The organism is Actinoplanes sp. NPDC026619 (genome assembly GCF_040638295.1).
Taxonomy (GTDB): Bacteria; Actinomycetota; Actinomycetes; order Mycobacteriales; family Micromonosporaceae; genus Actinoplanes.
On the sequence record NZ_JBEZYA010000008.1, the window covers coordinates 231,926 to 253,396 of the forward strand.

Here is a 21,471-nt window from a genome sequence, read left to right on the forward strand (position 1 = left end):
GGCCCGCACAGTGTTGCCTTACGTATTGCCCAGTTGTGAGGCAGAAATTTGACGACATGAGCCTTACGACGATGCCATCGCACGCGGCCGACTCGACCCGATTCGACGCTCCGGTGCTCGACGTGGTCGTTCCCGTCTACAACGAGGAGATCGACCTCGAGCCGTGCGTACGCCGTCTGCACGCGTACCTCTCGGCGCATTTCCCGTACCGCTTCCGGATCACGGTCGCCGACAACGCGAGCACCGATTCGACCGCCGAGGTGGCCCGCCGGCTCACCGCCGAACTTCCCGGTGTGGCCTCGGTGCACCTGCCGGAGAAGGGCCGCGGCCGCGCGCTGAAGTACGTCTGGACCCACTCCGACGCGGCCGTCCTGGCCTACATGGACGTGGACCTCTCCACCGACCTCGGCGCCCTGCTCCCGCTGGTCGCCCCGCTGATCTCGGGCCACTCGGACCTGGCCATCGGCTCCCGGCTCGCCCGCGGCTCCCGGGTGGTCCGCGGCGCGAAGCGCGAGTTCATCTCCCGCACCTACAACCTGATCCTGCGCGGCACCCTGTCGGCGCGGTTCTCCGACGCGCAGTGCGGCTTCAAGGCGATCCGGTCGGACGTCGCCGAGCGGCTCCTGCCGATGGTCGAGGACACCGGCTGGTTCTTCGACACCGAGATGCTGGTGCTGGCCGAGCGGGCCGGGCTGCGCATCCACGAGGTGCCGGTCGACTGGGTCGACGACCCGGACAGCCGCGTCGACATCAAGGCGACCGCGATCGCCGACCTCAAGGGAATCGTCCGGCTGCTGCGCGCCTTCGGATCGGGCAGCCTGCCGCTCGGCACCCTCCGCGAGCAGCTGGGCCGCAACCCGCTGCCGGTGGCCGGCGTCCCGGCCGGTCTGACCGGCCAGCTGATCCGCTTCGCCGCGGTCGGGGCCGCCAGCACACTGGCCTACCTCGCCCTGTATGCGCTGCTCCGCACCGGCGTGAGCCCGCAGTGGGCCAACCTGATCGCCCTGCTGGTCACCGCCGTCGCCAACACCGCGGTCAACCGCCGAATCACTTTCGGTGTACGGGGTAACGACGGCGCTTGGCGTCACCAAGCCCAGGGACTGATCGTCTTCGCCGTGGGCCTCGGCCTGACCAGCGGCTCGCTCGCCCTACTCGACCACCTGTCGACCAAGCCGTCCAAGGTCGTCGAGCTGATCGTCCTGATCCTGGCCAACCTGCTTGCCACCGCGGTCCGTTTCCTGATGCTCCGCATCTGGGTCTTCCGCGCCCGCCGAGTCAACACTCGGGACTGACCGCCGCCCGTGATGCGGGAGCGCGCATCACGAGGACATCCCCGGCACTCAGTCCCACTGGAAAGGCGGCGCCGAACTACCCCATTCGGCGCTGCCTTTCCCTATTTGCGGGTGGCGCGGCCTCGGCGGACTCGCCGGTAGATCAGGGTGGCCACGACGGCGGTGCCGCACAGCGCGGCCAGGATCGCGGCCGGCCACCAGCCGAGAACGCCGAGAGCGATCGCGGCCAGCCAGATCACCGCGGCGGTGAAGATCAGCGAGAGGGAATGGCTTCGACGAGGTGGCGGACTTTCTTCGGCACCGGACATTCGGGCGCAGAACTCGGGATCATCGCGCCACAAATGGCGTTCGAGCTCCGCAAGACGGCGGCTGTCTTCCCTGCTCAGCATGTCGTCACCTCCGGCGTTCGATCGAGGATCAACCGACTCGATCGAAGTCATTGTTACTCGCGCGTTGCCTTAGTGATACCTCCAGGTATGCCAGTTCTCGTCATTCGTCCGTTTCCGCTCCCCGGCTGGCGGCCCTCCACTGAGGAAGGTCACTCGAACGCGACCGTCGCCTCCGGCACCCCGCGCCCGCGAGCCACCTCGGCGGCTTCATCCTCGACCTGCTTACGGCGGGTGGCGGGGAGCGAACCGAACGAGGTGACGGTCAGATCGACCCGCTTGCGACCGACGATCTTGGCTCGCCACACTCCGGCGACCTCGCCGTCGAGCAGCAACGCACCGGGATTGCCGAGGGTCCGCCACACCTCTTTCTGCTGAGCACGGTCGGGCACCACCAGATCGCGGTCGCGGGCCTGCAGCAACGGGTCCATCCCCGGGATCAGCCGGACACCCGACGGCCGTGACGCCTTGGCGAGTGCGGTCACGTCGGATTCCGGCAGCCATCGCTTCCGCCCGTCGACCGTCACCTCGGCCAGGCCGGCCGGCCACACCCGTTTCATCTCGGCGGCGCTGCTGCCCAGATATTTCGCCACCTCGGCCGGCGTCGCCGGACCGAGGAACCGCAGGTAGGTCGCGATCAGATCGCCGACGCCCTCGTTCTCGGTGGGCTGCGGCGGCGCGTCCGGGAGCGGGCCCAGCGTCGCCTCCCGCCCGCGCGACTCGACCTGCACCCCGCCGGCCAGGCCCGAGTGCTGCCAGACGTTGCCGGCGATGTGCTGCGCCTCGCAGCCCCGGCAGTAATAGGTCAGCTCCGCCGGCACTCGCCGGCTCACCTCGGCGCTCGCCTCGCCGCGCGGCATCGAGGTCGTCACCACCTCGCGGAACGCGGCCGCGGTGGCGGTGAAGGCGGCCAGCCCGAGCTTCATGCCCTCGGGGATCTGGCCGCTCTTGATGCGGGCGGTCGCGTCGGCGTCGCTCACCGGCCAGAGCTGTTTGACCAGGGCGGCCAGGTCGGCGCGGCGATGCAGGTGGGGAGCGCCCCGAGCGGCCCACACGGTGATCAGGCGATCGTCGTCGAGGGCCGCGCTCGTGCGTGCGGCCAGCGCGACATCCTGCGAGCCGGGGGTGTATTCCTGCACGCCGAGATCGAGGAGGGGCAGATCGGCCGGGCGTTTCCGGCTGCGGACCCCGAGACCCTGGGCCGCCACCCGGTAGGCCATCACCTGCGCACGGTCGACGCTGACCATGACACCTCCTCGGTTGCTAGGTGCGACGACCGTACCGCCGGGCTGCGACATTTTTCAGTCGTTCCAGCCGGGTCTCGGTCCGGTCGCCCGGCAGTTCCCAGGTGTCCAGGCTGCTCGGACCGTACGGTCCGACCTGCAGGATCGGCGGCTCGCCGGTAAGCCGGTAGCCGCACCGGCGGGCCACGGCGATGCTCGCCGCGTTGGCCGGATCGATCCGCAGGAGCAGGCGACCCAGTTTCAGGGTGCTCCGCGCGTACGTCGAAAGCAGTGAGAGTGAGCCCGACGCGAGTCCGCGCCGGCGATGCTGAGCGCCCACCAGGTAGCCCAGCTCGGCCTCTTTGAGGCCGGCGTCGAGGCCGAAGAGCAGGACCTCGCCGAGCGGCCGCTCACCGTCCTCGGTGACCGCGAGCTGGATCCGCTGACCGCTGATCCGGCCCTGGTGAGCGCGTCTGAGGTAGGCGAGGCCGGCCTCCTGGTCGAACGGCGACGGCATCGGCGTCCACCGGGCGATGTCCGGCTCGTCGAGGAGCGCGACCAGGTCGTCGAGGTCGTCCGGTCGCCAATCGCGCAGGACGAGGCCGTCTCCCGTCAGCGTGAGTGGGTAAGGAAGACGGGTGGCCACAACTTGATCCTGCCCGTATGGACCCGGTTCCGGCCAGTAACGATCGATGTGAAGCTCATGAGTGATTCGTCATGTCGGGCATTCCCCCAGCCCAGACGTGATCAACGTGGACGGAGGGTCCACGCGATAGGAATGCCTTCCAGGGCATACCTTGGTCCCGTGGAGGAGCGGACTGTGTTGGTGACGCGCCGGGGCGAGAACTACGGCGGCCGATCCCGTCTGGAACGAGCGACCGACCGCCGTGAGCGCATCCTCACGGCGGCACTGCACCTGTTCGGCACGCGCGACTACGACGATGTGACGGTCGCCGACGTCTGCGCCGACGCCCGAGTCTCCAAAAGGTATTTCTACGAGCATTTCGCGGATCGGCCGGACCTGGTGCGAGCCCTGCACCGCGAACAGAACATGTGGCTGCTCACCGGGGTTGCCGCGGCCGCACCGAAGTCGCCGGAAACCCTCGACGAGATGCTGCGCCCGGCGGTCCACATGCTCCTCGCGATGCTGCGCGCAAACCCCGAGCGGGCGCGCGTCATCTACATCAACGCTCCGCGCATGGAGACACGGCGGCGCGGGGTGCTCCGCGAGGACGCCCAGTTCCTGGCCGGCCTGATGCGCCGGGTGAGCAACCACCCCATCGCTCCCCTGCGGCAGGAACGCATGCTGCTCGCGCTGGTGGCCGGGCTGAGCGAGGTCATCATCGACTGGCTGTCCCGGGACATGACCGAGGACCCGGCCGTTCTCGCCGACCACCTCACCGATTACTGCCTGGCCATCCTCAACTCGCTCATCGCCCTCTCCTGATCAGCATTTACGGGCGGTGATCTCCATGCCGGCCGCGCGCAGGCGAGTGACCAGGGCGTCGCCGATGGCGGTGGCCGGGGTGAGCACGCCGCCCTCGGACCGCGGCAGATCATCGCGGTCGTGCGCCAGGGCAAGGGCGGACTCGCCGAGCATGATCGCGGTGGCCGCGTAACCGGGGTCGCCCTTGGCCTTGACCCGCGCCGTGTAACGCTCGCCGGTCGTGGTCGTGGTGAACAGGTCCATGGTGAAGTGACCCGAGTTGCGGGACTGCTCGTCCGGCCCCTCCCCCGGTTTCGGCAGCACCCGGTCGAGCACGAACCGGGTGGGCGGCAGCGACAGGCCGACGATCAGTGCGCCCAGACCCAGCTTGGTCGCGAACGCCATCACCGGCGACAGCGGCGACGCGCCCACGCTCATTGCCTCGCGGTAGCGGAACTGCCGCCCGTAGGCCCACTCCCGCAGCGCGTTGCTGCGCCGGACCACCCGGGTGTTGTAGGACGCCATCACGAACGGCGCCAGCCTGCCCCGCAACCGCGGGTTGATTTCTTCCCCGCGCAGGACGACAACGTCCTCCTGACGACCCAGGTCAGGCTCGGCGGCCCGGTCAGGGCTCAAGGAGTACGGGCTGGCGGCGATCCGGCGCAGCTTGCGGTCGCTCTTGACCGTGTCGAGCTGGTGGCGCATCGAGTCGATCGTGCCGCCGCTGAGCCCGCCCCGCATGCTGGTGACCACCAGAGTGGTGTCGGTGAGCTCGCCGGCGTTGTCGGCCTTGACCGCCTGGTCGAGGACATGCACCCCGATGTCCGACGGAATCGAGTCGAACCCGCACGAATGCACGATCCGCGCGCCGGTCGAACGAGCCAGCTCATGGTTGTCGTCGATGCTCTGCCGGGCGAAGAGCACCTCGCCGGTCAGGTCGACGTAGTCGGTGCCGGCCGCCGCGCACGCGCGCACGATGGCTCGGCCGTACTTCGCGTAGGGCCCGACCGTCGTGATGACCACCCGGGTGCCGGCGGCGAGCTTCTCCAGGGCCGGAGTGTCAGAAGCGTCGGCCACCACGATCGGCCAATCGACCCCGAGGCGCTGCTTGACCTCGGTGAGTTTGGTCTCGGAACGGCCCGCCAGGGCGACCCGGGTGGCGGCCGGCGCGTGCTCAGCCAGGTATTTCGCCACCAGCACCCCGACGAAGCCGGATGCGCCGTAGACGACGATGTCGTGATCGCGGTCGAGCTCGCTCATGGTTGCCGATTCTCCATCAGGTCGCCTCCTACGGCGCGACAAGTTACCGATCAGTAATTCAGGATCCTCGCCAATCGGTCATTCTCGTCATAAAGCAAGATCGAACCGGGCAATAGTGAGAAGAGCGTCACTATTCACGCTTGAGACTTGGTCGATGCTCGGGGGCCGTGGTTACCGTCGGCCGGTCCGCATCGCGGGCACCGTGGGCGGATCGCCGAGTCCCTGCCGCCGCTCACCGGATCTCAAACTCGTGGCAGGGAGCGGGGGACCCAAGTTCCTCGGCGCGCAATTCGCGCGCCTCGGGGTGAAGCCGCTACGTGCGGCCGGGCACCTCAGCCCGAACCCGACAGCTGACCTCGTAGGCGTGGAGGTTTTTCTGTCATGGCACAGATCCACAAGCATGCCCGCATTTCGCGGGCTCGCAAGCATGCCCGCCTGGCCCTCGGCCTCACCGCCGCCGGCGTCGCGGGAACGGCCGCTCTCCTGGGACCGGCCTCGCCGGCGCAGGCGTCCAGCGTGAACTGGGACGCGGTCGCGCAGTGCGAATCGGGCGGCAACTGGAGCATCAACACCGGCAACGGCTTCTACGGTGGCTTGCAGTTCAGCCGGAGCACGTGGCGGTCCTACGGCGGCGCGAAGTATGCCGGGACGGCCAACAAGGCGAGCAAGTCGGAGCAGATCCGGATCGCCGAGAAGGTGCTCTCCGGCCAGGGCATCGGCGCGTGGCCGGTGTGCGGCAAGAAGGCCGGCTCGTCGAAGCACTACTCCAGCACGAACACCAGCGGCTCCAAGTCGGCGTCGAAGTCGGCCACGAAGTCGAAGTCTTCCTCGAAGTCGACCGCCCACAAGGCGGCCAAGAAGTCTTCGACCAGCACCACGCCGAAGGTCACCCGGTCGACGACCGTTAAGGCCACCGGTAAGAACTACGTCGTCCGCTCCGGCGACACGCTCGCGGCCATTGCCACCAAGAACCACGTGAACGGCGGCTGGCGCACCCTCTACCAGCTGAACCGCGGCACCATCACCAACCCCAACCTGATCTTCCCCGGTCAGCGCATCGCGCTCTAGTGCATCACTCGCGGTCCGGCCGTCGTTCCCCCGCGGCGACCGGGCCGCACCCCTTCTGGCCGCACCCGTCGTTCTCGGCTTCATTGCGCCGACATCACGTGCGGCGGCTCTGTGCAAAGGTGTCGCCATGGCCCTCGACCCCCACCTCGAACCGCACTGGGACAGCGCGGCGCTGATCACCATCGACATGCAGCGCGACTTTCTCTCCGACGGAGCCTTCGGGCTGGCCGGCACCACCGAGGTGCTGCCCAACCTCGGGAAACTCACCGCGGCGTTCCGATCGGCCGGCCGGCCGATCGTCCACATCGTCCGGCTCTACCCGGCCGACGGGCTGGACGTCGATCGCGTCCGCCGCACGCTCGTGCAGGATGGCGGCCAATTCGTCCGGCCGGGCTCCCCCGGCCGGCTCCTCGCCGAAGGCCTGGCTCCCATCGACGAACTCGACGACGACGCTCTGCTGCGCGGCGAGCCGCAGCTGCTCGGCCCCGCCGAATACGCGCTGTACAAGCCGCGCTGGGGCGCCTTTTATCGCACCCGCCTCGACGAACTGCTGACCGGCCACGGCGTCGACACGGTCGTCTTCGCCGGATGCAACCTGCCCAACTGTCCACGAGCGAGCATCATCGAGGCCCATGAGCGCGATTACCGCGTCGTGTTGGTCACCGACGCCGTGTCGCAGGCCAGCGAGCAAGGATTTCGCGAGATCGCCGGCTTGGGCACGACGCTCTGCACCACCGCCGAGGCAGTCAGCCCTGCGCCCTGACCCCTGACCCCCTGACCCGGCGGCGGCGACTCGCTCGGGCCGGCCGTCGCTCGCGGTCAGCCGGCCGCTTTCTGGAACTCCGGTTGATCCAGCACGCGTAGCCAGGAGCCGTCGGACTGGCGGCGCACCACCTGGGCGCGGGCACCGGAGCCGTCCTTCGGCGGGGTCGAGGTCAGCGCCAGGTCACCGCTGATCAGTGTGGGCAGCGGCTCTTCCGGCTCGAACGCCGGCATGTGCGGCAGCGACTCCTCCCACAGCTTCTGGATCGCGGCCCGGCCCACGGTCTGCTGACCGGGCGGGTAGGCCATCACCGCGTCCTCCTCGTAGAGCAGCGCGAGGCCTTCCGCATCTTTGGCGTTGGCCCGCTCGACGAACAGACGGGTCAGATCTTCCGGCTTGAGTGCCTTCTCGTATTCGGTCATGCCTCCACCCTGCTCCGCTGGGTTTAAGAAGTCCAACGCATGGTTTTTGTAGCAGCTAGAATTTCTGGTTATGGAACTGCGGCAGCTCGAGTACTTCCTGGCGGTGGCCGAAGAGGCCAACTTCACCCGCGCCGCCGAGCGCGTGCACATCAGCCAATCCGGCGTAAGTGCCCAGGTCAAGGCCTTGGAAATCGAGCTGGGCGCGGAACTTCTCGACCGCTCCGGCCGGGTCGCCCGGCTCACCGCGGCCGGCACGGCCGCGGTGCCCTACGCTCGGGCGGCGCTCGACGCGGCGGCGGACCTGCGCGAGGCGATCGACGAGGTCAAGGGCCTCGTCCGGGGGCACCTGACGGTCGGGATGGTCACCGGCTGCGAGGTCACCCCGCTGTTCGCAGCGCTGGCCGCCTTCCACCGAGAACATCCGGCGATCGAGCTCGAGCTCGCGGAGGGCAACTCCAGCCATCTGATCGCCTCGGTGATCGCCGGGACCGCCGACGTCGCCCTGGTCGGCATAGCCGGCGCCCCTCCCGAACACCTCAGCGCATACGTGGTCGCCGACGAGGGCCTGATCGCCCTGGTCCCGGCCGATTCACCGCTCGCCGGATCAAAAGGCTTACCGCTCATGGAGCTGATGTCCTATCCTCTGGTCACGTTGCCCGAGGGGACCGGGATCCGGGCCTCGTTCGACGAGGCGTGTGTGACCGCGGGCCTGATTCCTGATGTCGTGCTGGTCGCGTCGGCACCTGGCGCTGTTGCCGAACTGGCCGCGCGCGGCATGGGATTTGCCGTGTTGAGCGAGTCGATGGCTTCGGTTCACCCTGGTCTGGTGGCCGTGCCGATCACCGGAGTGGACGTTCCGGCCCTGCTTGCCCTGGTCTGGCGGCGGCGGTCGAGCCCGGCTCTGGCCGCATTGCTGCCGCATTTCCGACGAGAGTTCGGCGACAACTGAACAGAGAAGACCAATCACCGACCGTGGGGCCGGGATGCCGCACGGCCGGGAGACCGACGCGGCGGACCGGGATCATGTCCGCGAAAACCGATGCCGCCGGCGCGGCGTGATCGCTACCGTCGCGGGCATGACAGACAGCTCGCTGCGGGAACGGCTCCGGAAGGCACTACCGACCGCGATGAAAGCCCGCGATCGGGTCGCCACGTCGGTGCTGCGCGCCACCTTGGCGGCGATCGACAATGCCGAGGCGGTCGCACCCGCGGATGGCTCGCCCGGGAGCCTGGCGATCGAGCAGGTTCCGATCGGTGCGGGTGCCACCGAGGTGGCCCGCCGCGCACTGACCGAGCACGAGGTCGAGCAGATCGTGCGAGCCGAGGTGGCCGAACGGGAGACGGCCGCCGACGAGTATGACCGGGTCGGCCATCCCGACCGCGCGGAGCAACTGCGCACCGAGGCCCGCGCCCTGGCCGCCCACCTGTAGGCGGCCTCCGCCGGGGCCTGACCTCGGCTGGCAAGCCACGGCGCGGAGACGCCCGGCGCGGCGGCGCGGAGACGCCCGGCGCGGCGGCGCGGAGACGCCCGGCGCGGCGGCGCGGAATCGCAGGGCGCGGCTCGGGGCCGCGGGTTACAGGTCCAGGGCCTGTGGAATCGGGGTGTCGCCGGCGAACAGCTCGAAGGTGACACCGATGGTCGCCGGGGTGACCAGGCAGGCGGCAAGGACGGCGGCTACGTCGTCGCGTGGGATGGGGCCTCGGTTGCCCAGCTCCCGGGTGACGGTCACCAAGCCGGTGCCGGGGTCGTCGGTCAGGCTGCCGGGGCGGACGATCGTGTAGTCCAGGCCGCCGGCGACCACGTAGGCGTCGGCCTCGGCCTTCGCCTCCAGGTAGGGCTGCATGGTGGGGCCGCCGCTCGACGGGTCGTGGGCTCCGATCGAGGAGACCATCACGTAGCGGGTGACGTGCTCGGCCATGGCGGCGTCGGCCAGCTTGATCGCGCCGCCGAGGTCCACGGTTCGCTTACGGTCCGGTCCGCTGCCTGGACCTGCGCCGGCGGCGAAGACCACGGCGTCGGCGCCCTTGACGTAGGGGGCCAGGGACGGATCGTTCTCCAGGTCGCCGATCACCGGCACGGCGCCTACGGCCGTCAGGTCCTCGGCCTGCTCGGGCTTGCGGATCAGGCCGCGAGCGGTGTGCCCGTCGGTGGCGAGCAGCTTCAACAGGCGGAGTGCGACTTTGCCGTGTCCGCCGACTACGAGGATGTCCATCACCCAGTCATACCCCGACGGCAGCACGACCCACGGCCCTGTTCCCTCGATCACGCCGGAACGAGTTGCGCTCTGCGACACCACCTCTGAGCGAGGAAGGCGATGGACAGCGCCCGCGTCGAAATCGCCGAGGTCACCCCAACGGGAAAGCGGCCCAGGACGAGAAGGCGACTGCATGCGGGGGAGGCGACTGCGGGCGGGAAGGCGACTGCGGGCGGGAAGGCTCTGGGGATGGCGTTGATTGGTGGTGGCGGGTTGCCCTAGGGGCAACCACCGATTGAGGGGGGCGGATCGGATGCCTAGCGTCACCAGCATGCCTGTGCTCGACGACCTGCTTGGTGGGCTTCCTCCGGTTCTGGTCTATGCCGTGGTCGCTGCGCTGGTTGCTGCGGAGTCGGCGGTCGTTGCCGGGCTGGTGCTGCCGGCCGCCACCGCCCTGATTGCGCTCGGCCTGCTTGCCAATGCCGGCACCGTGCAGATCGTGCCGGCGCTGCTCGTGGCGGTGGGTGCCGCGATGCTCGGCGGTACGGCCGCCTTCTTTTCCGGCCGTCGGCGCGGGGCTCGGGTACGAGTCACCCGGCTGGGCCGCTGGATCGGGGACAGGCGGTGGGATCGGGCCGAGCGGCTCTTCACCAGGCACGGTGGGCGGGCGATCTTCCTCGGTCAGTGGATCGTCGGGGCTCGCACGCTGATTCCCCGGCTGGCGGGGGTGAATGGTGTGCGCTACAAGCGGTTCGCGGTGTGGCACACTCCCGCGGCGGTGCTCTGGTCACTGTGGATGGTCGGGGCCAGCTACCTGGCCGGTGCCTCCTATGACTTGCTCGCCGCCCGGGCCGGCCGCGCTGGAGGCGCGCTCGCCGCGCTCACCACGATCGTCGTCGCCCTGATCCTGGCCGGCCGCTGGCTGGGCCGGCACCCACGCCCGTTCCACGCCCTGGCCGACGCGCTCAGCGCATCCCGCGCGGCCGGCATGACGCATCGGTTCGCCCGCCCCGATGAGGCGCGGTTCCACGACGGCGCGCCCGGTTACCAGGCGAGCGTGGCATGGGCCGGTTCGGGTCGCGTTGGGGTGGGACGCCTGGTCGGGTTGGGTGCGCGGAGCGGGTGGGGTGCGCAGGCCGGGTCGGGCACGCGGAGCGGATCGGGTGCGCAGGCCGGTTCGGGCACGCGGAGCGGATCCGGTGCGCAGGCCGGGTCGGGCACGCAGAGCGGATCCGGTGCGCAGGCCGGGTCGGGCACGCAGAGCGGATCCGGTGCGCAGGCCGGGTCGGGCACGCAGAGCGGATCCGGTGCGCGGGCCGGGTCGCGGAGCGGGTCGGGCACGCAGAGCGGATCCGGTGCGCAGGCCGGTTCGCAGAGCGGGCCGGGGGTGCGGCTGCGGCGGCGGGGTGCGGGGGCGGTTGTTGATCTCGGGCTTGGGGGCTTGGCGCTGTTTTCGCTGGGTGCGGTGCTTGTTCTGGTGATTCCGGTGGTGGTGCGGTTCAGCGGGCTCGGGGACGCTGATGTGGCGATCACCAACTGGGCGCGGTCGCAGTGGACCTCGGACGGGTATCTGTTCGCGCTTGATGCGGCGACCTTTGCGGATCCGGGAGTGTTGTTCGCGGTCGCGGCGGTGGTGTCGGTCGTGCGGTGGTGGGTTCGTCGCCGGCGGGGAGTCGAAGGTGGGCTGCTCACCGCCCTCGGGCCGGTACTGCCGACCGTGGTGCTTGCGGCGGCCTACTCGTTGGCGTCGCCGCCCGCCTGGCAAGCCTGGCAGACGCCGACCTCGGTGGTCTTTCCCTCGGTGGCCGAGTTCGACGGGTACATCCCGTTCGACGTGGCCGGACCGATGGCGTCGATGGCGGTCGGGCACACCGCTCAGCTGGCCGGCGCGGTCGGCCTGCTGGCCTGGATGCTCGCCGGTCACCTGGCCTGGAAGTGGCGGGTCACGGTGTGGACCGTGGCGGCCATCTATGTGGTGACGTGCGCCGGGTCCTGGGTCTACCTGGGGTGGAGCCGCAGCAGCGAGACGGTGGCCGCGCTCCTGATCGGCGCGGCCTGGGCGGCGCTGAACGCTGCCATCTGGTCCGCACCCGGCGCCCGGCCCGCGCCGCAAACGATCACCGTGGCCCCGGCGGTGGCGTAGAACATTGCGGAGTTGCCGCACCGCACGCGGGGCACCGCCCACACGACGGTTTCAGCTGGGGAGTCGGCCGACCGCGCCGTAGATGGCGACGTCCTGTGCGCTCGGTCTCTCTTCGGCGGCGGGGCGCCAGTCGCTGACCGCAACGATCCCGGGGTCCACCAACTCCAGCCCTTCGAAGAAGCGGCCGAACTCGGCCCGGTTGCGGGCGCGGGCATCGGTGCGGCCGGACGCCAGCAGTTCCTCGTGCTTGGCCACCTGGGCGGGCGGCGCATAGTCGAGCGTCAAGTTGCTGGCGACCAGATAGCTGCCTGGCGGCAGCGCGGCGAGCAGCTCGCCGACGACCCGCGTGGCCTCGTCGTCGTCGTGGACGAAGTGCAGGACCGCGACCAGCAGCAACGCCACTGGCTCGGACAGATCGAGCACGGCCTTCAACTCGGGGTGACCGAGGATGACCTCCGGCGCCCGCACGTCGGCTTCGACGTAGCCGGTGCGGCCCTCGGGGCTGCCGATGGTGAGCGCCCGCGAGTGGGTCATGACAATCGGGTCGTTGTCGGCGTAAAGCACCCGAGCCGTGGGATCGATGCGCTGCGCGATTTCGTGCGTGTTGTCCGGGACCGGCAGCCCGGTGCCGATGTCGAGGAACTGCTGCACCCCTTGCGAGGCAAGGAATCGCACGCTGCGCCGGAGGAAGTCACGGTTTTCCCGGGCGGCGATCAGCGCGGTCGGGAACGCCTTTGCCAGCAGGTCGCCCGACTCTCGGTCGGCGGCGAAGTGGTCCTTGCCGCCGAGCCAGTAGTTGTACCGCCGCGCCGGGTGGGCCACCGACGTGTCAAAGCGATCCATGATCAGACTCTACACATAGGAAACGCGTGATCCGGTGCTCCAGGTCGAGGGCCGGATCCGGATAGGCCAACTGGTGCAGGATCAGGCCGTCCAACTGGTCGAGGAGCTGCTCGCAGGCCGCCTCCGGGTCGGGCACGCCGACCGCGCGCAGCCACTGTGCCCCGAACCGCCGGATCTCCCGCGCCGACTCGGCCAACTGCGGGTAGGCGTCCGGATGCAACGCCGCCTCGACGAACAACCCGTAACGGGCGAGCGTCATGACCCGGTCCGGCCCGATCGCCCGCCGGACGAACGCGGCGAGCGCGACCGCCAGCTCGGCCGGGGTGCGCGGTGCCATCAGCTCGGTCAGCGTCGCCCAGATCGCCTGCTCGCGCTCCACGAACCGGGCCGCCATCGCGTTGATCAGCGCCTCGCGGGTCTTGAAGTAGTTCGACGTGGAGCCGGACGGCAAACCGGCGAAGGCGTCGACCGCGCGATGCGTGAGCCGGCGGGACCCTTCGCTGCCCAGCACCGCGATGGCGGCATCGAGCAGCACCTCTTGACGTGACGGCATGTCGGCAATACTACATCAGTAGTTTCAGAACTACGCCCGTGGTAGCTTCCGATCCATGGGGAGAAACGCAGCGATCATCGGCGGCGGCATCGGTGGCCTGACCACGGCCGTCGCCCTGCACCGGATGGGCTGGCGGGTCACCGTCCACGAGCGACAGACCACCACTCCGTCCACCGGCACCGCGCTGGGCATCTGGCCGTCCGCCCTCCGCGCCCTCGACACCCTCGGCCTCGGCGACGAGGTCCGCGAGCGCGGCTGCCCGCAGACGTCGGGCGCGCTCCGCCGCCCGGACGGCAGCATCATCGCCCGGATCGGCACCGGCAAATCCGGCGACCGCGTCCACCTGCTGTCCCGGCCGGCCCTCCTGGCCATCCTCCGTAGGGCGGCCGAGAAGGCGGCGGCCGGGAAAGTCGCCGACCTGCGCTTCGGCGAAACGATCACCGAGACCAGAACCCTGAGCGAGAGGTACGACGTAGTGGTCGCGGCCGACGGCGTCTTCAGCCGTACGCGCGAGGAGCTCTTCGGCGTCAAAGCCCGGTTCGCCGGCACGGCCGCCTGGCGCGGCACCCTCGACGACGCGCCCACCAGCACGTTCACCGAGTTCTGGGGCGCCGGCGTCAAGTTCGGCATCACCCCGCAGGAGGGCCGCCGCGCGAACTGGTTCGCCTCGGCCGCCGCCGGCGAGGGCGACTTCCACCCCGGCGTCGAGCGGGATGAGCTGCGGAAACTGTTTGGGAACTGGCCCGGCCCGGTCCACGACCTCCTCGAGCGGATCACCGAGGAGGGCATCCTCCGGCACGACATCTACGTGACGCCGAAGCTTCCGTCGTACGTCAAAGGCAACGTCGCGCTGATCGGCGACGCCGCCCACGCAATGACTCCTGACCTGGGCCGGGGCGCCTGCGAGGCGATGATCGACGCGGTTTCACTGGCGGCCTGCCTGGAAAGCGGTGGGCTCACGGCGTACGACAAAAATCGCCGCCGGACCACGCAGCGCCTCGCGCGGATGGCCGGAGCCGCATCGTGGATGACGCGTCAGCGGCATGCAGTGCCGTTGCGCGACGGCGTGCTCAAGGTGACCATGCTGGCCGGACCGCCGGATTGAAGTCGTAGGCGCCGTGCCGGATCCGGTCGTCGGTCACCCCCATCTGGTCGAGCCGGCGCAGCGTCGACTCGACCATCGGGGCCGATCCGAAGACGTAGAAGTCGTGGTCGGGCCAGGGGCCTTCGCGAGCGACCAGGTCGGCGACGGTGACCTGCTCGCCGTTCTCGTCGGGCTCCTCGCTGGTCGCCCTGATCACGGTGAGCCACGGGTGCCGCTGGGACAGCTGGTCCACGCTCACCCGGTCGTAGAAGTCGGCGCGCCGGCGCTCGCCGCGGAACAGGTGGATCCAGCGGGTGCGGTTGACCCGGGCCAGCTCCTCGATGAGCGCCTTGGCCGGCGCGAGGCCGGTGCCGCCGGTGACGAAGACGACGTCGCGGCGGGAGAACGGGTCGAGGGCCAGGGTGCCGTGCGCCTCGCTCAGCCGCAGCATGTCGCCGATCTTGAGCCGGTGGACCAGCGCGGACGAGACCCCGGCCGGGCCGCCGGCGCGCACGTGGAACTCGAGCACCTGATCGCGGCGCGGCGCGTTCGCGATCGCATACGCCCGGCTCTGCCACGGCCTATACGGGCATTCGATCGTCACGTACTGCCCGGGGTGGTAGGGCAGCGGCACGCCCGCGCGACACGTGAACACGGCGACGTCGGGACCACGTCGTTCGTGCGTTAGCACCTGGGCGTGCCAGCCGTCCATGAGCCCAGGGTCGTCGATCTGCCAGTGCGCGGTCGCACCGGGAGTGCGATCAGCCCGTAAGGTCGGAAAGCTCGACCGCGGGGTCGGCCAGGCGGGCCGGATCGACGACGGCTCCCGACCTGATCAGCGCCTCGATCGGCTCTTGCACGTCCCAGATGTTGACATTCATGCCGGCCACGACCCTGCCGTCGACCAGCCAGAACGCGATGAACTCCCGAGCGGTGAGATCGCCGCGCACGACGATCGACGGCGTCGTGCCGGGCCGGACCCAGCCGATGTACTCCATGCCGAGGTCGTACTGGTCGGTGAAGAAGTACGGCAGTTTGTCGTAGGAGACGTCCTGACCGAGCATCGCCTTGGCGGCGGCCGGGCCCGAGTTGAGCGCGGTCGCCCAGTGCTCGACCCGGATGCGGTGCTTCAGCAGCGGGTGGTCGACGTTGGCGATGTCGCCGGCCGCGAAGATGTCCGGATCGCTGGTGGCCAGCCGGTGGTCGACCAGCACGCCGTCGTCGACGGCCAGGCCGGCCTCGGCCGCGAGCGACACGTTGGGCGTCACGCCGATGCCGGCGATCACCAAGTCGGCCGGGAGCGAGGTGCCGTCGGCGAGACGGACCGTGTCGCCCTCGACCGCGACGGCATGCGCGCCCGGGTGCAGGGTGACGCCGTTGGCCCGGTGCAGGTCGGCGAACACTCCGGCGATCTCGTCGCCCAGGAAGGCCAGCGGCGAGCCGACCACCGTGACCGATGCGCCGCGGCTGCGCGCGAATGCCGCGACCTCGAGCCCGATCCAGCCGGCCCCGATGATCACGACCCGGGCATCGGCAACCACCACGTCGGCGAGACGGTGGGAGTCTGCGAGGGTGCGCAGGGTCAGCGCGCCCGGCAGCGGCCGCGCGCTGGAACCGGTGGCGAGCAGCAGCTTCTCGTAGCCGATCTCCTCGCCGTCGGCCAGCCGCACGACCTTGGCGGCCGGGTCGAGGCCGGTGACCGTGGTGCCGGTGCGCAGCGTGACGGTGTGCTCCGCGTACCACTCCGCGGTGTGCACGAAGACGCTGTCCGGGGCGTCCTTGCCGAGCAGCAGGCCCTTGGAGAGCGGTGGCCGCTCGTACGGCAAATCGCTCTCGGCGCCGATCAGCGTGATCGCCCCCGCATAGCCCTCGGCCCGCAGGGTTTCCACCGCTTTGGCACCGGCCAGACCGCCACCCACAACCACGAAAGTCATGGGGGTCAGTGTGCTCCGCCTACCTGTACGCGCGCAGCCCGCCGCCTTAGAGCCGAGTCACGTACCGGCCGCCGTAGTAGATCTTGGCGGTCTGCTCGATGTTCGACGGCCGACGGACCGTTGCCCGCCCGATCGCCGGCATCCGCACCGGCACCTGCGCCGAGAACGTGGTGATCTCGGCGACCGCCGGCATCAGGGTCGTCACGTGCTCGTCGAAGCCGTCCAGCTCCGACTCCGGCACCTCGGACGCCCGGATCTGCAGGAACACCCGCACGAACCAGACCACCGCGCCGACGCTGAGCAGGACCCGGCCGATCATCACCGGAACGCTCTCCGGCACGGCGGCGGCGACCAGCGCGAGCCCGCAGGCGGCCAGGAGCTGCATCATCAGACTTATCGGCGCCCGGCCGGGCGATATGTCCCGGCCGACCCAGGCGAAGATCAACCACAGCAACAGGAATGCGATCAGCGTGGCGGCGGCCGGCCCGATCAGCCCGAAATGCCGGACCAGCACCAGGTTGACGCCCAGGTTGACCGCCGCGCCGACGAAGTTGACGAGCGCGATCGACCCGGTCCGGCCATAGGTCAGCAGCGTGCGAGTCACCGACAACTGCGCCGAGTAGGGCACCACGGTGATCAGAACGACGGCAACGACAAATTGAAGATCATCCGGCCGGTACGAAGGTGGCACCCACAACTTCAGGATCAGTGGCGACCCGAACGCGAAGCCGAGGATCACCGGGACCATCAGCCGGTTGAGCGCGTCGCGGCTGTCGCGCAGAACCTGGGCCCGCTCCCCCGGCTCGTTGAGGCTGAAGAACCGTGGCATCCAGGCCGAACTGAGCACGGCCAGGAGCAGCATCGGCATGCTCGCGATGTTGTAGGCGATCTGATATCGCGCGACCTCCTCGCTGCCCAGATGGGCGCCGATCACCAGCCGGTCGGAGCTCTCGATCACGAAGGTGGAGAGCGTCGACGGAACCAGCGGGAGCGCGAACAGCAGCGCCCGGCCGAGGAAGTCGAAATGCCGGACCCAGAAGAAGGCCGGCGGGAAGATGCCGAGCGCGATCACCATCGCGAAGACCTGGCAGAGCGTCTGCCCCAGCAGATAGTTCTCGGAGGTCGGCGCGACGAACTTGCACAGCCCGAGGGCGACCAGCTGACCGCCCACCGACTGGGTCAGGCCGACCGCGACGAACGCGGCCAGCTTGTCCCGGCTGCGCAGCAGGCCGAGCGAGGTGTTGGTGACCGCGGACGCGCCGGCCCAGATCACCGACATCTTCAGTTCGTACTGGCTGCCGGTCAGGCCGAGCGGACCACTCCACAGGTCGACCGTCGACCACGCGGTGAACGTGATGGCCCCGGCCGCGAGCACACCGAAACCGATCAGCCGCCGCGCACCGAGCAGGTTGTCGTTGCCGGCGTCCTCCCGCTGCACCGCCGCCTGCAGGCCGAGCGCCGCGAAAATGAACAGCACCTGCATGATCGCGATGCCGGACTGAACCGTGCCGTAGTCACCGGCCGAGAGGATGCGGGTCAGAACCGGGGTGAACAGGGCGGAGCACAGCAGCTGCACCGCCCACACCACGAGGTAGATCGAGTCCCGGCCGAAAAGCTGGGCGACATGACTCTTCGCCTCTTTTTCGACCGCCGCGTCCGTCATCACGCGCCCTTTCCGCGCACTGCGCCGGACTTCTCGACCACCGGCTTTCGGGCTGACCTTACTTGGGATTTGTTTCGGTAGAACCGGTTAGCGATCGTCGTCACGAAGCGATCAGTTCGCGGCGAACCGCCCGACGAGCCCGCACATAGAGGACCGGTCCGGTGAGGTATCCGGTGAACTCGCGGCGCATGGCGCCGGCCGGCGTCGGCACCGTCTCGGTGAGGCGCTGATCGGTCTGCCGCTTGATCCGGACGATCTTGGCAAGACCGGCCGGAACGCGGCGAAGAACCTCGCCTCGGGTGGAACGGGACATCAGAAGCTTGGTGACGTACGCCGTGAAACCCGTGCCGTAGCCGTACATCTGGCGCAGCAGAGCCTCTTCGTCGGCGCGGTGGTGGTGCCACACGACCGCCGACGGCTCGTACGCGATCGCGCCGTGGTCGAGCATCACCCGGACGAAGATGTCGAGGTCTTCCCCGCCGCGGGTCAGCGTGCCGGCGCCGAGGGCCTCGTCGAAGCCGCCGAGCCGGACCAGCCGCTCGCGGTCGAAGGCGAAGCTGGCGCCGGTGCCGAAGATGCCGGGCGAGAACGGGTAGAGCACTCCGTGCTCGCTGCGCATCGACATGTCGAAGAACTGCGGCCGGCACCGGGTCGACCAGGATGCCAGCCGGGCGTCGAAGTACGCCTCCGAGCCGTTGCTGATCGCGGCCGTGCAGACCAGGCCGGTCACGCAGGCCACGTCCGACCGGCGCTGGAATCCGCGGACCAAGCCGTGGATCCAGCCGCTGTCCACCGCCACGTCGTCGTCGGTGTAGGCCAGGTAGCGGCCGCGAGCGGCGGCGAGACCGGCGTTGCGGGCGCGGGACAGGCCCGGCCGCGACTCGCGCACGTAGCGGAACCGCTCGTCGGCGGACGCGTACCGCTGGACCACCCGCTCGGTGGAGTCGTCGCTGGGCGCGTTGTCGACGATGATGAACTCGACGTTCGCGTAGGTCACCGCGGCCAGCCGGTCGAGGCAGTCGGGCAGCGACTCGCTGCGGTTGCGGGTGCAGACCACGACCGAGACGAGGTCGTCGGCCTCGACCCGGTTGGGGCAGCTCGCCGGCCGCTCCGGCGCGCGCCAGGCGGCCCGCTCGGCCAGCGCCGGGACCGGCGTTCCCTCCGCCTTCAGGTGCTCGACCAGCAGGTCGCTGAACTCGGCCCAGGTGGCCCGGCGGACCTCGGCGTTGTCCTGCTCGGTGCCGGTGCGGTTGACCGTCAGGTAGCCGAGCGGCTCGCCGTGCAGGCGCACCAGCACGCGCATCGCGGTTTCGTCGCGGGGCGGGACCATCGACGTGAACCGGCCCTCGCCGGCAAGTTCGAAGTCACAGCACCAGACGCCGGTGCGAACAGAGGGGAGAGTCAACGCGGCTCCGTCGTGGTTCCAGTTGTGCTGCTCGGAGGTGTGCCGTACGCGGGAGAGCACCCCGCTGGCCAGACCGCGAAGCTCACGTCGGAGGACGTCGCCGCGGGCGATCACCGCCGGGTTGGCCAGCTGCCGCAGCAGCTTGTCCGGCGTGCTTTGGTTACCGACCTCGATGCGGGGAAGCGCATAGCGGTTCCCGTTCCCGGGGTGGGTGTTCTCGGTCCGGAGCGCGAAGGCGGCGGAGTAGCCGGCCTTGCGCGCGTGGGCGCGCACTCGGCGATCGTGCTCGCCGAAGGGGTAGGCCAGGAAGCGCGGCGTGCCCAGGCCGGCCCGGGCGATGGCCTCTCGCGACCCGGCCAGGTCGGCGGCCAGCTCGGTGCTGCGCAGCTGGGTGAGGTGCGCGTGCCGGCGGGTGTGCGAGTCGATCTCCCAGCCGCTCGGCCGCATGTGGTCGAGCTGGTCGGCGTCGAGCAGCGGCAGCTTGGTGTGGCCCTCGGCCGCGTCCCACGAGTTGTAGCCGCCGAGCTCGTCGCTGACCACCAGGGTCATGCCGCGCACGCCGAGCCGGGTCATGATCGGCGTGGCGTTGATGAGCAGGCTCTCGTAGGCGTCGTCGAAGGTGAGCAGGACGCTGCGCGGCTTGAGCGGCCGGCCGGCGAGGTGCTCGAGCAGGTCGTCACCGGTGATGAACGACCACCCGGCGGCGATCAGCGCCTCCAGCTGCTGCTCGAACAGCTCGGGCCGGACGCTGTACGCCGCGAGGTTCGGGTCGTCGACGTCCTCGATCTGGTGGTAGGCGAGGATCCGCACGCCCGGGTCGGTGCTGAGGTCGTAACCCCCGCGGGACCGGACGCCGCGCCAGTAGGCGATGCGGCGCAGCATGGTGAACATGCCGTCGGTGGCGGTGTCCATCCTGCCGTTGTCGACCCGGCGCGACACCTGCTGCTCGAACGGCCGCAGGACGGCGGCCGGCAGTGCCGCGACCGCGCGGGTGAGCCGGCCGACGATCGAGTCGCCGCCGTATCCGGCGTTCAGCATCGCGCCCATGCCGGGGTGCTTGCGGGAGAGCGCGACATCGGCGTGCGCGGCCTGCTCCCACTGCCGGATGCTCTTGCCGGCCGAGACGACGTATCGCTGGTGGGAGATCGCCTTGGCGCTGAAGCGCAGCTGGGCGCCGTTCTGCAGCAGGCGGTAGACCAGGTCGGTGTCCTCGCCGCCGAAGGCGCCGTCGGCGGTAATCCCGCCGTCGAAGCCGGCCACCTTGCGGAAGTAGTCGGCGCGCACCGACAGCTGGCCGGTGAGGAAGTCGGTCATGCCGAGCTTGCCGCCGGACTTCTCCAGCCGGTCGTGGCGCTGCGCGGCCCACCGCTCGACGCCGCGGGTCATCAGGTTGTGCGGCGAGCGCTGGTCGACGTGCATGTGACCGACGGACGCGTCGGCCCCCGCCATCAGGGTCTTCTCGTGCTCGATGATCAGGTCTTTCTCGACCGCCATGTCGTCGTCGAGGAAGAGAAGAAGCTCCCCGCGAGCTGCCGCCGCACCCGTGTTGCGCGCCGCCGCGGCGCCCTGGTTCGTCTGCTCCACCACCGTGAGCGGCAGCGGGAGGTCGAGCTCCCGCAGCGCCTCCGCGCTCCCGTCCTGGGATCCGTCGATCACCACGATCAGCTCGCACGGCCATGGCCGCTGCGTGCCCGCGATCGAGTTCACGGTGTCCAGCAGAATTTCTCGTCGGTTATAGGTGGGAATGATGATGCTGAACCGGAAGGGTGTTGCGTCCACGGTTACCTTGCTCCAGCTTCGGCTAGTTGGAT

General features: G+C 69.9%; 20 protein-coding genes and 1 riboswitch. Of the genes, 8 read left to right on the forward strand and 12 right to left on the reverse strand.

All coding sequences use genetic code 11. From position 1 onward, the window contains the following. The first annotated feature begins 56 nt into the window (after positions 1-56). Complete coding sequence (locus AB0E90_RS19995; protein WP_360407239.1) at positions 57-1,292, forward strand: bifunctional glycosyltransferase family 2/GtrA family protein; 1,236 nt, start codon at positions 57-59, stop codon at positions 1,290-1,292. Between the two features lie 101 nt (positions 1,293-1,393). Here the strand turns inward: AB0E90_RS19995 and AB0E90_RS20000 are convergent, their stop codons facing one another. From AB0E90_RS20000 to AB0E90_RS20010, 3 genes are all read right to left on the reverse strand, one after another. Continuing rightward, positions 1,394-1,681 carry a DUF3040 domain-containing protein gene (locus tag AB0E90_RS20000; protein WP_360407242.1) on the reverse strand — a complete coding sequence of 96 codons (288 nt, stop codon included), beginning with the start codon at positions 1,679-1,681 and terminating at the stop codon, positions 1,394-1,396. A gap of 149 nt (positions 1,682-1,830) precedes the next feature. After that, positions 1,831-2,925, reverse strand: a complete 1,095-nt coding sequence (locus tag AB0E90_RS20005) for a crosslink repair DNA glycosylase YcaQ family protein (RefSeq protein ID WP_360407245.1) — start codon at positions 2,923-2,925, stop codon at positions 1,831-1,833. Positions 2,926-2,941: 16 nt separating this feature from the next. Continuing rightward, entirely contained in the window at positions 2,942-3,547 is a 606-nt protein-coding gene (locus AB0E90_RS20010) for a GNAT family N-acetyltransferase (RefSeq protein ID WP_360407247.1), read from the reverse strand. A 159-nt stretch (positions 3,548-3,706) separates the two neighbouring features. Here AB0E90_RS20010 and AB0E90_RS20015 point away from each other — a divergent pair, with 159 nt between their 5' ends. Then, positions 3,707-4,348, forward strand: a complete 642-nt coding sequence (locus AB0E90_RS20015) for a TetR/AcrR family transcriptional regulator (protein WP_360407250.1) — start codon at positions 3,707-3,709, stop codon at positions 4,346-4,348. On the opposite strand, the gene AB0E90_RS20020 is transcribed toward AB0E90_RS20015, so the two are convergent. Then, positions 4,349-5,587: a saccharopine dehydrogenase NADP-binding domain-containing protein gene (locus AB0E90_RS20020; RefSeq protein WP_360407253.1), complete on the reverse strand. Its 1,239-nt coding sequence runs from the start codon at positions 5,585-5,587 to the stop codon at positions 4,349-4,351. It lies immediately after the preceding gene. Positions 5,588-5,810: 223 nt separating this feature from the next. After that, positions 5,811-5,962, forward strand: a riboswitch (cyclic di-AMP (ydaO/yuaA leader). 6 nt (positions 5,963-5,968) lie between these two features. Here AB0E90_RS20020 and AB0E90_RS20025 point away from each other — a divergent pair. Continuing rightward, positions 5,969-6,655: a transglycosylase family protein gene (locus AB0E90_RS20025; protein ID WP_360407256.1), complete on the forward strand. Its 687-nt coding sequence runs from the start codon at positions 5,969-5,971 to the stop codon at positions 6,653-6,655. Positions 6,656-6,782: 127 nt separating this feature from the next. Further along, positions 6,783-7,418, forward strand: coding sequence for an isochorismatase family cysteine hydrolase (locus tag AB0E90_RS20030; RefSeq protein WP_360407259.1), 636 nt, complete (start codon positions 6,783-6,785; stop codon positions 7,416-7,418). A 56-nt stretch (positions 7,419-7,474) separates the two neighbouring features. Here AB0E90_RS20030 and AB0E90_RS20035 read toward each other — a convergent pair whose 3' ends face one another. Then, a complete protein-coding gene (locus AB0E90_RS20035; RefSeq protein ID WP_360407262.1) occupies positions 7,475-7,840 on the reverse strand; it encodes a nuclear transport factor 2 family protein in 366 nt (121 codons plus the stop codon). Positions 7,841-7,910: 70 nt separating this feature from the next. Between AB0E90_RS20035 and AB0E90_RS20040 the strand changes: the two genes are divergently transcribed. Both AB0E90_RS20040 and AB0E90_RS20045 read left to right on the forward strand, forming a co-directional pair. Then, positions 7,911-8,789 carry a LysR substrate-binding domain-containing protein gene (locus tag AB0E90_RS20040; protein ID WP_360407265.1) on the forward strand — a complete coding sequence of 293 codons (879 nt, stop codon included), beginning with the start codon at positions 7,911-7,913 and terminating at the stop codon, positions 8,787-8,789. A 127-nt stretch (positions 8,790-8,916) separates the two neighbouring features. Then, positions 8,917-9,270, forward strand: coding sequence for a hypothetical protein (locus tag AB0E90_RS20045; protein ID WP_360407268.1), 354 nt, complete (start codon positions 8,917-8,919; stop codon positions 9,268-9,270). A 144-nt stretch (positions 9,271-9,414) separates the two neighbouring features. On the opposite strand, the gene AB0E90_RS20050 is transcribed toward AB0E90_RS20045, so the two are convergent. Then, entirely contained in the window at positions 9,415-10,107 is a 693-nt protein-coding gene (locus AB0E90_RS20050) for an SDR family oxidoreductase (RefSeq protein ID WP_360407271.1), read from the reverse strand. 259 nt (positions 10,108-10,366) lie between these two features. On the opposite strand from AB0E90_RS20050, the gene AB0E90_RS20055 reads away from it, so the two are divergent. Continuing rightward, positions 10,367-12,178, forward strand: a complete 1,812-nt coding sequence (locus tag AB0E90_RS20055) for a VTT domain-containing protein (RefSeq protein ID WP_360407274.1) — start codon at positions 10,367-10,369, stop codon at positions 12,176-12,178. 51 nt (positions 12,179-12,229) lie between these two features. On the opposite strand, the gene AB0E90_RS20060 is transcribed toward AB0E90_RS20055, so the two are convergent. Together AB0E90_RS20060 and AB0E90_RS20065 are read right to left on the reverse strand one after the other, a co-directional pair. Beyond that, positions 12,230-13,021 (reverse strand): SAM-dependent methyltransferase, encoded by a 792-nt coding sequence (locus AB0E90_RS20060; RefSeq protein WP_360407276.1) that lies wholly within the window; start codon positions 13,019-13,021, stop codon positions 12,230-12,232. Continuing rightward, the gene (locus AB0E90_RS20065; protein ID WP_360407279.1) at positions 13,008-13,574 is read right to left on the reverse strand and encodes a TetR/AcrR family transcriptional regulator; all 567 of its coding nucleotides are present in this window, start codon (positions 13,572-13,574) and stop codon (positions 13,008-13,010) included. Before AB0E90_RS20065 ends, AB0E90_RS20060 begins: the two co-directional genes overlap by 14 nt. A gap of 55 nt (positions 13,575-13,629) precedes the next feature. On the opposite strand from AB0E90_RS20065, the gene AB0E90_RS20070 reads away from it, so the two are divergent. Further along, the gene (locus AB0E90_RS20070; RefSeq protein WP_360407282.1) at positions 13,630-14,679 is read left to right on the forward strand and encodes an FAD-dependent oxidoreductase; all 1,050 of its coding nucleotides are present in this window, start codon (positions 13,630-13,632) and stop codon (positions 14,677-14,679) included. On the opposite strand, the gene AB0E90_RS20075 is transcribed toward AB0E90_RS20070, so the two are convergent. From AB0E90_RS20075 to AB0E90_RS20090, 4 genes are all read right to left on the reverse strand, one after another. Beyond that, positions 14,645-15,370: an FAD-binding oxidoreductase gene (locus AB0E90_RS20075; protein ID WP_360407285.1), complete on the reverse strand. Its 726-nt coding sequence runs from the start codon at positions 15,368-15,370 to the stop codon at positions 14,645-14,647. The genes AB0E90_RS20070 and AB0E90_RS20075 overlap by 35 nt on opposite strands. Positions 15,371-15,419: 49 nt before the next feature. Beyond that, positions 15,420-16,592 carry an FAD-dependent oxidoreductase gene (locus AB0E90_RS20080; protein ID WP_360407288.1) on the reverse strand — a complete coding sequence of 391 codons (1,173 nt, stop codon included), beginning with the start codon at positions 16,590-16,592 and terminating at the stop codon, positions 15,420-15,422. 46 nt (positions 16,593-16,638) lie between these two features. Further along, positions 16,639-18,255, reverse strand: coding sequence for an oligosaccharide flippase family protein (locus AB0E90_RS20085; protein ID WP_360407291.1), 1,617 nt, complete (start codon positions 18,253-18,255; stop codon positions 16,639-16,641). Positions 18,256-18,355: 100 nt separating this feature from the next. Then, entirely contained in the window at positions 18,356-21,439 is a 3,084-nt protein-coding gene (locus AB0E90_RS20090; protein WP_360407294.1) for a glycosyltransferase, read from the reverse strand. Positions 21,440-21,471 lie beyond the last annotated feature (32 nt).

Bases quoted from the DNA above. Each gene is read 5' to 3' on its own strand.
- AB0E90_RS20055 (WP_360407274.1), top strand. From the start codon at position 10,367: ATGCCTGTGCTCGACGACCTGCTTGGTGGGCTTCCTCCGGTTCTGGTC.
- AB0E90_RS20080 (WP_360407288.1), bottom strand. From the start codon at position 16,592: ATGACTTTCGTGGTTGTGGGTGGCGGTCTGGCCGGTGCCAAAGCGGTG.
- AB0E90_RS20065 (WP_360407279.1), bottom strand. From the start codon at position 13,574: ATGCCGTCACGTCAAGAGGTGCTGCTCGATGCCGCCATCGCGGTGCTG.
- AB0E90_RS20040 (WP_360407265.1), top strand. From the start codon at position 7,911: ATGGAACTGCGGCAGCTCGAGTACTTCCTGGCGGTGGCCGAAGAGGCC.
- AB0E90_RS20060 (WP_360407276.1), bottom strand. From the start codon at position 13,021: ATGGATCGCTTTGACACGTCGGTGGCCCACCCGGCGCGGCGGTACAAC.
- AB0E90_RS20000 (WP_360407242.1), bottom strand. From the start codon at position 1,681: ATGCTGAGCAGGGAAGACAGCCGCCGTCTTGCGGAGCTCGAACGCCAT.
- AB0E90_RS20005 (WP_360407245.1), bottom strand. From the start codon at position 2,925: ATGGTCAGCGTCGACCGTGCGCAGGTGATGGCCTACCGGGTGGCGGCC.
- AB0E90_RS20075 (WP_360407285.1), bottom strand. From the start codon at position 15,370: ATGGACGGCTGGCACGCCCAGGTGCTAACGCACGAACGACGTGGTCCC.
- AB0E90_RS20030 (WP_360407259.1), top strand. From the start codon at position 6,783: ATGGCCCTCGACCCCCACCTCGAACCGCACTGGGACAGCGCGGCGCTG.
- AB0E90_RS20045 (WP_360407268.1), top strand. From the start codon at position 8,917: ATGACAGACAGCTCGCTGCGGGAACGGCTCCGGAAGGCACTACCGACC.
- AB0E90_RS20025 (WP_360407256.1), top strand. From the start codon at position 5,969: ATGGCACAGATCCACAAGCATGCCCGCATTTCGCGGGCTCGCAAGCAT.
- AB0E90_RS20085 (WP_360407291.1), bottom strand. From the start codon at position 18,255: ATGACGGACGCGGCGGTCGAAAAAGAGGCGAAGAGTCATGTCGCCCAG.
- AB0E90_RS19995 (WP_360407239.1), top strand. From the start codon at position 57: ATGAGCCTTACGACGATGCCATCGCACGCGGCCGACTCGACCCGATTC.
- AB0E90_RS20020 (WP_360407253.1), bottom strand. From the start codon at position 5,587: ATGAGCGAGCTCGACCGCGATCACGACATCGTCGTCTACGGCGCATCC.
- AB0E90_RS20035 (WP_360407262.1), bottom strand. From the start codon at position 7,840: ATGACCGAATACGAGAAGGCACTCAAGCCGGAAGATCTGACCCGTCTG.
- AB0E90_RS20070 (WP_360407282.1), top strand. From the start codon at position 13,630: ATGGGGAGAAACGCAGCGATCATCGGCGGCGGCATCGGTGGCCTGACC.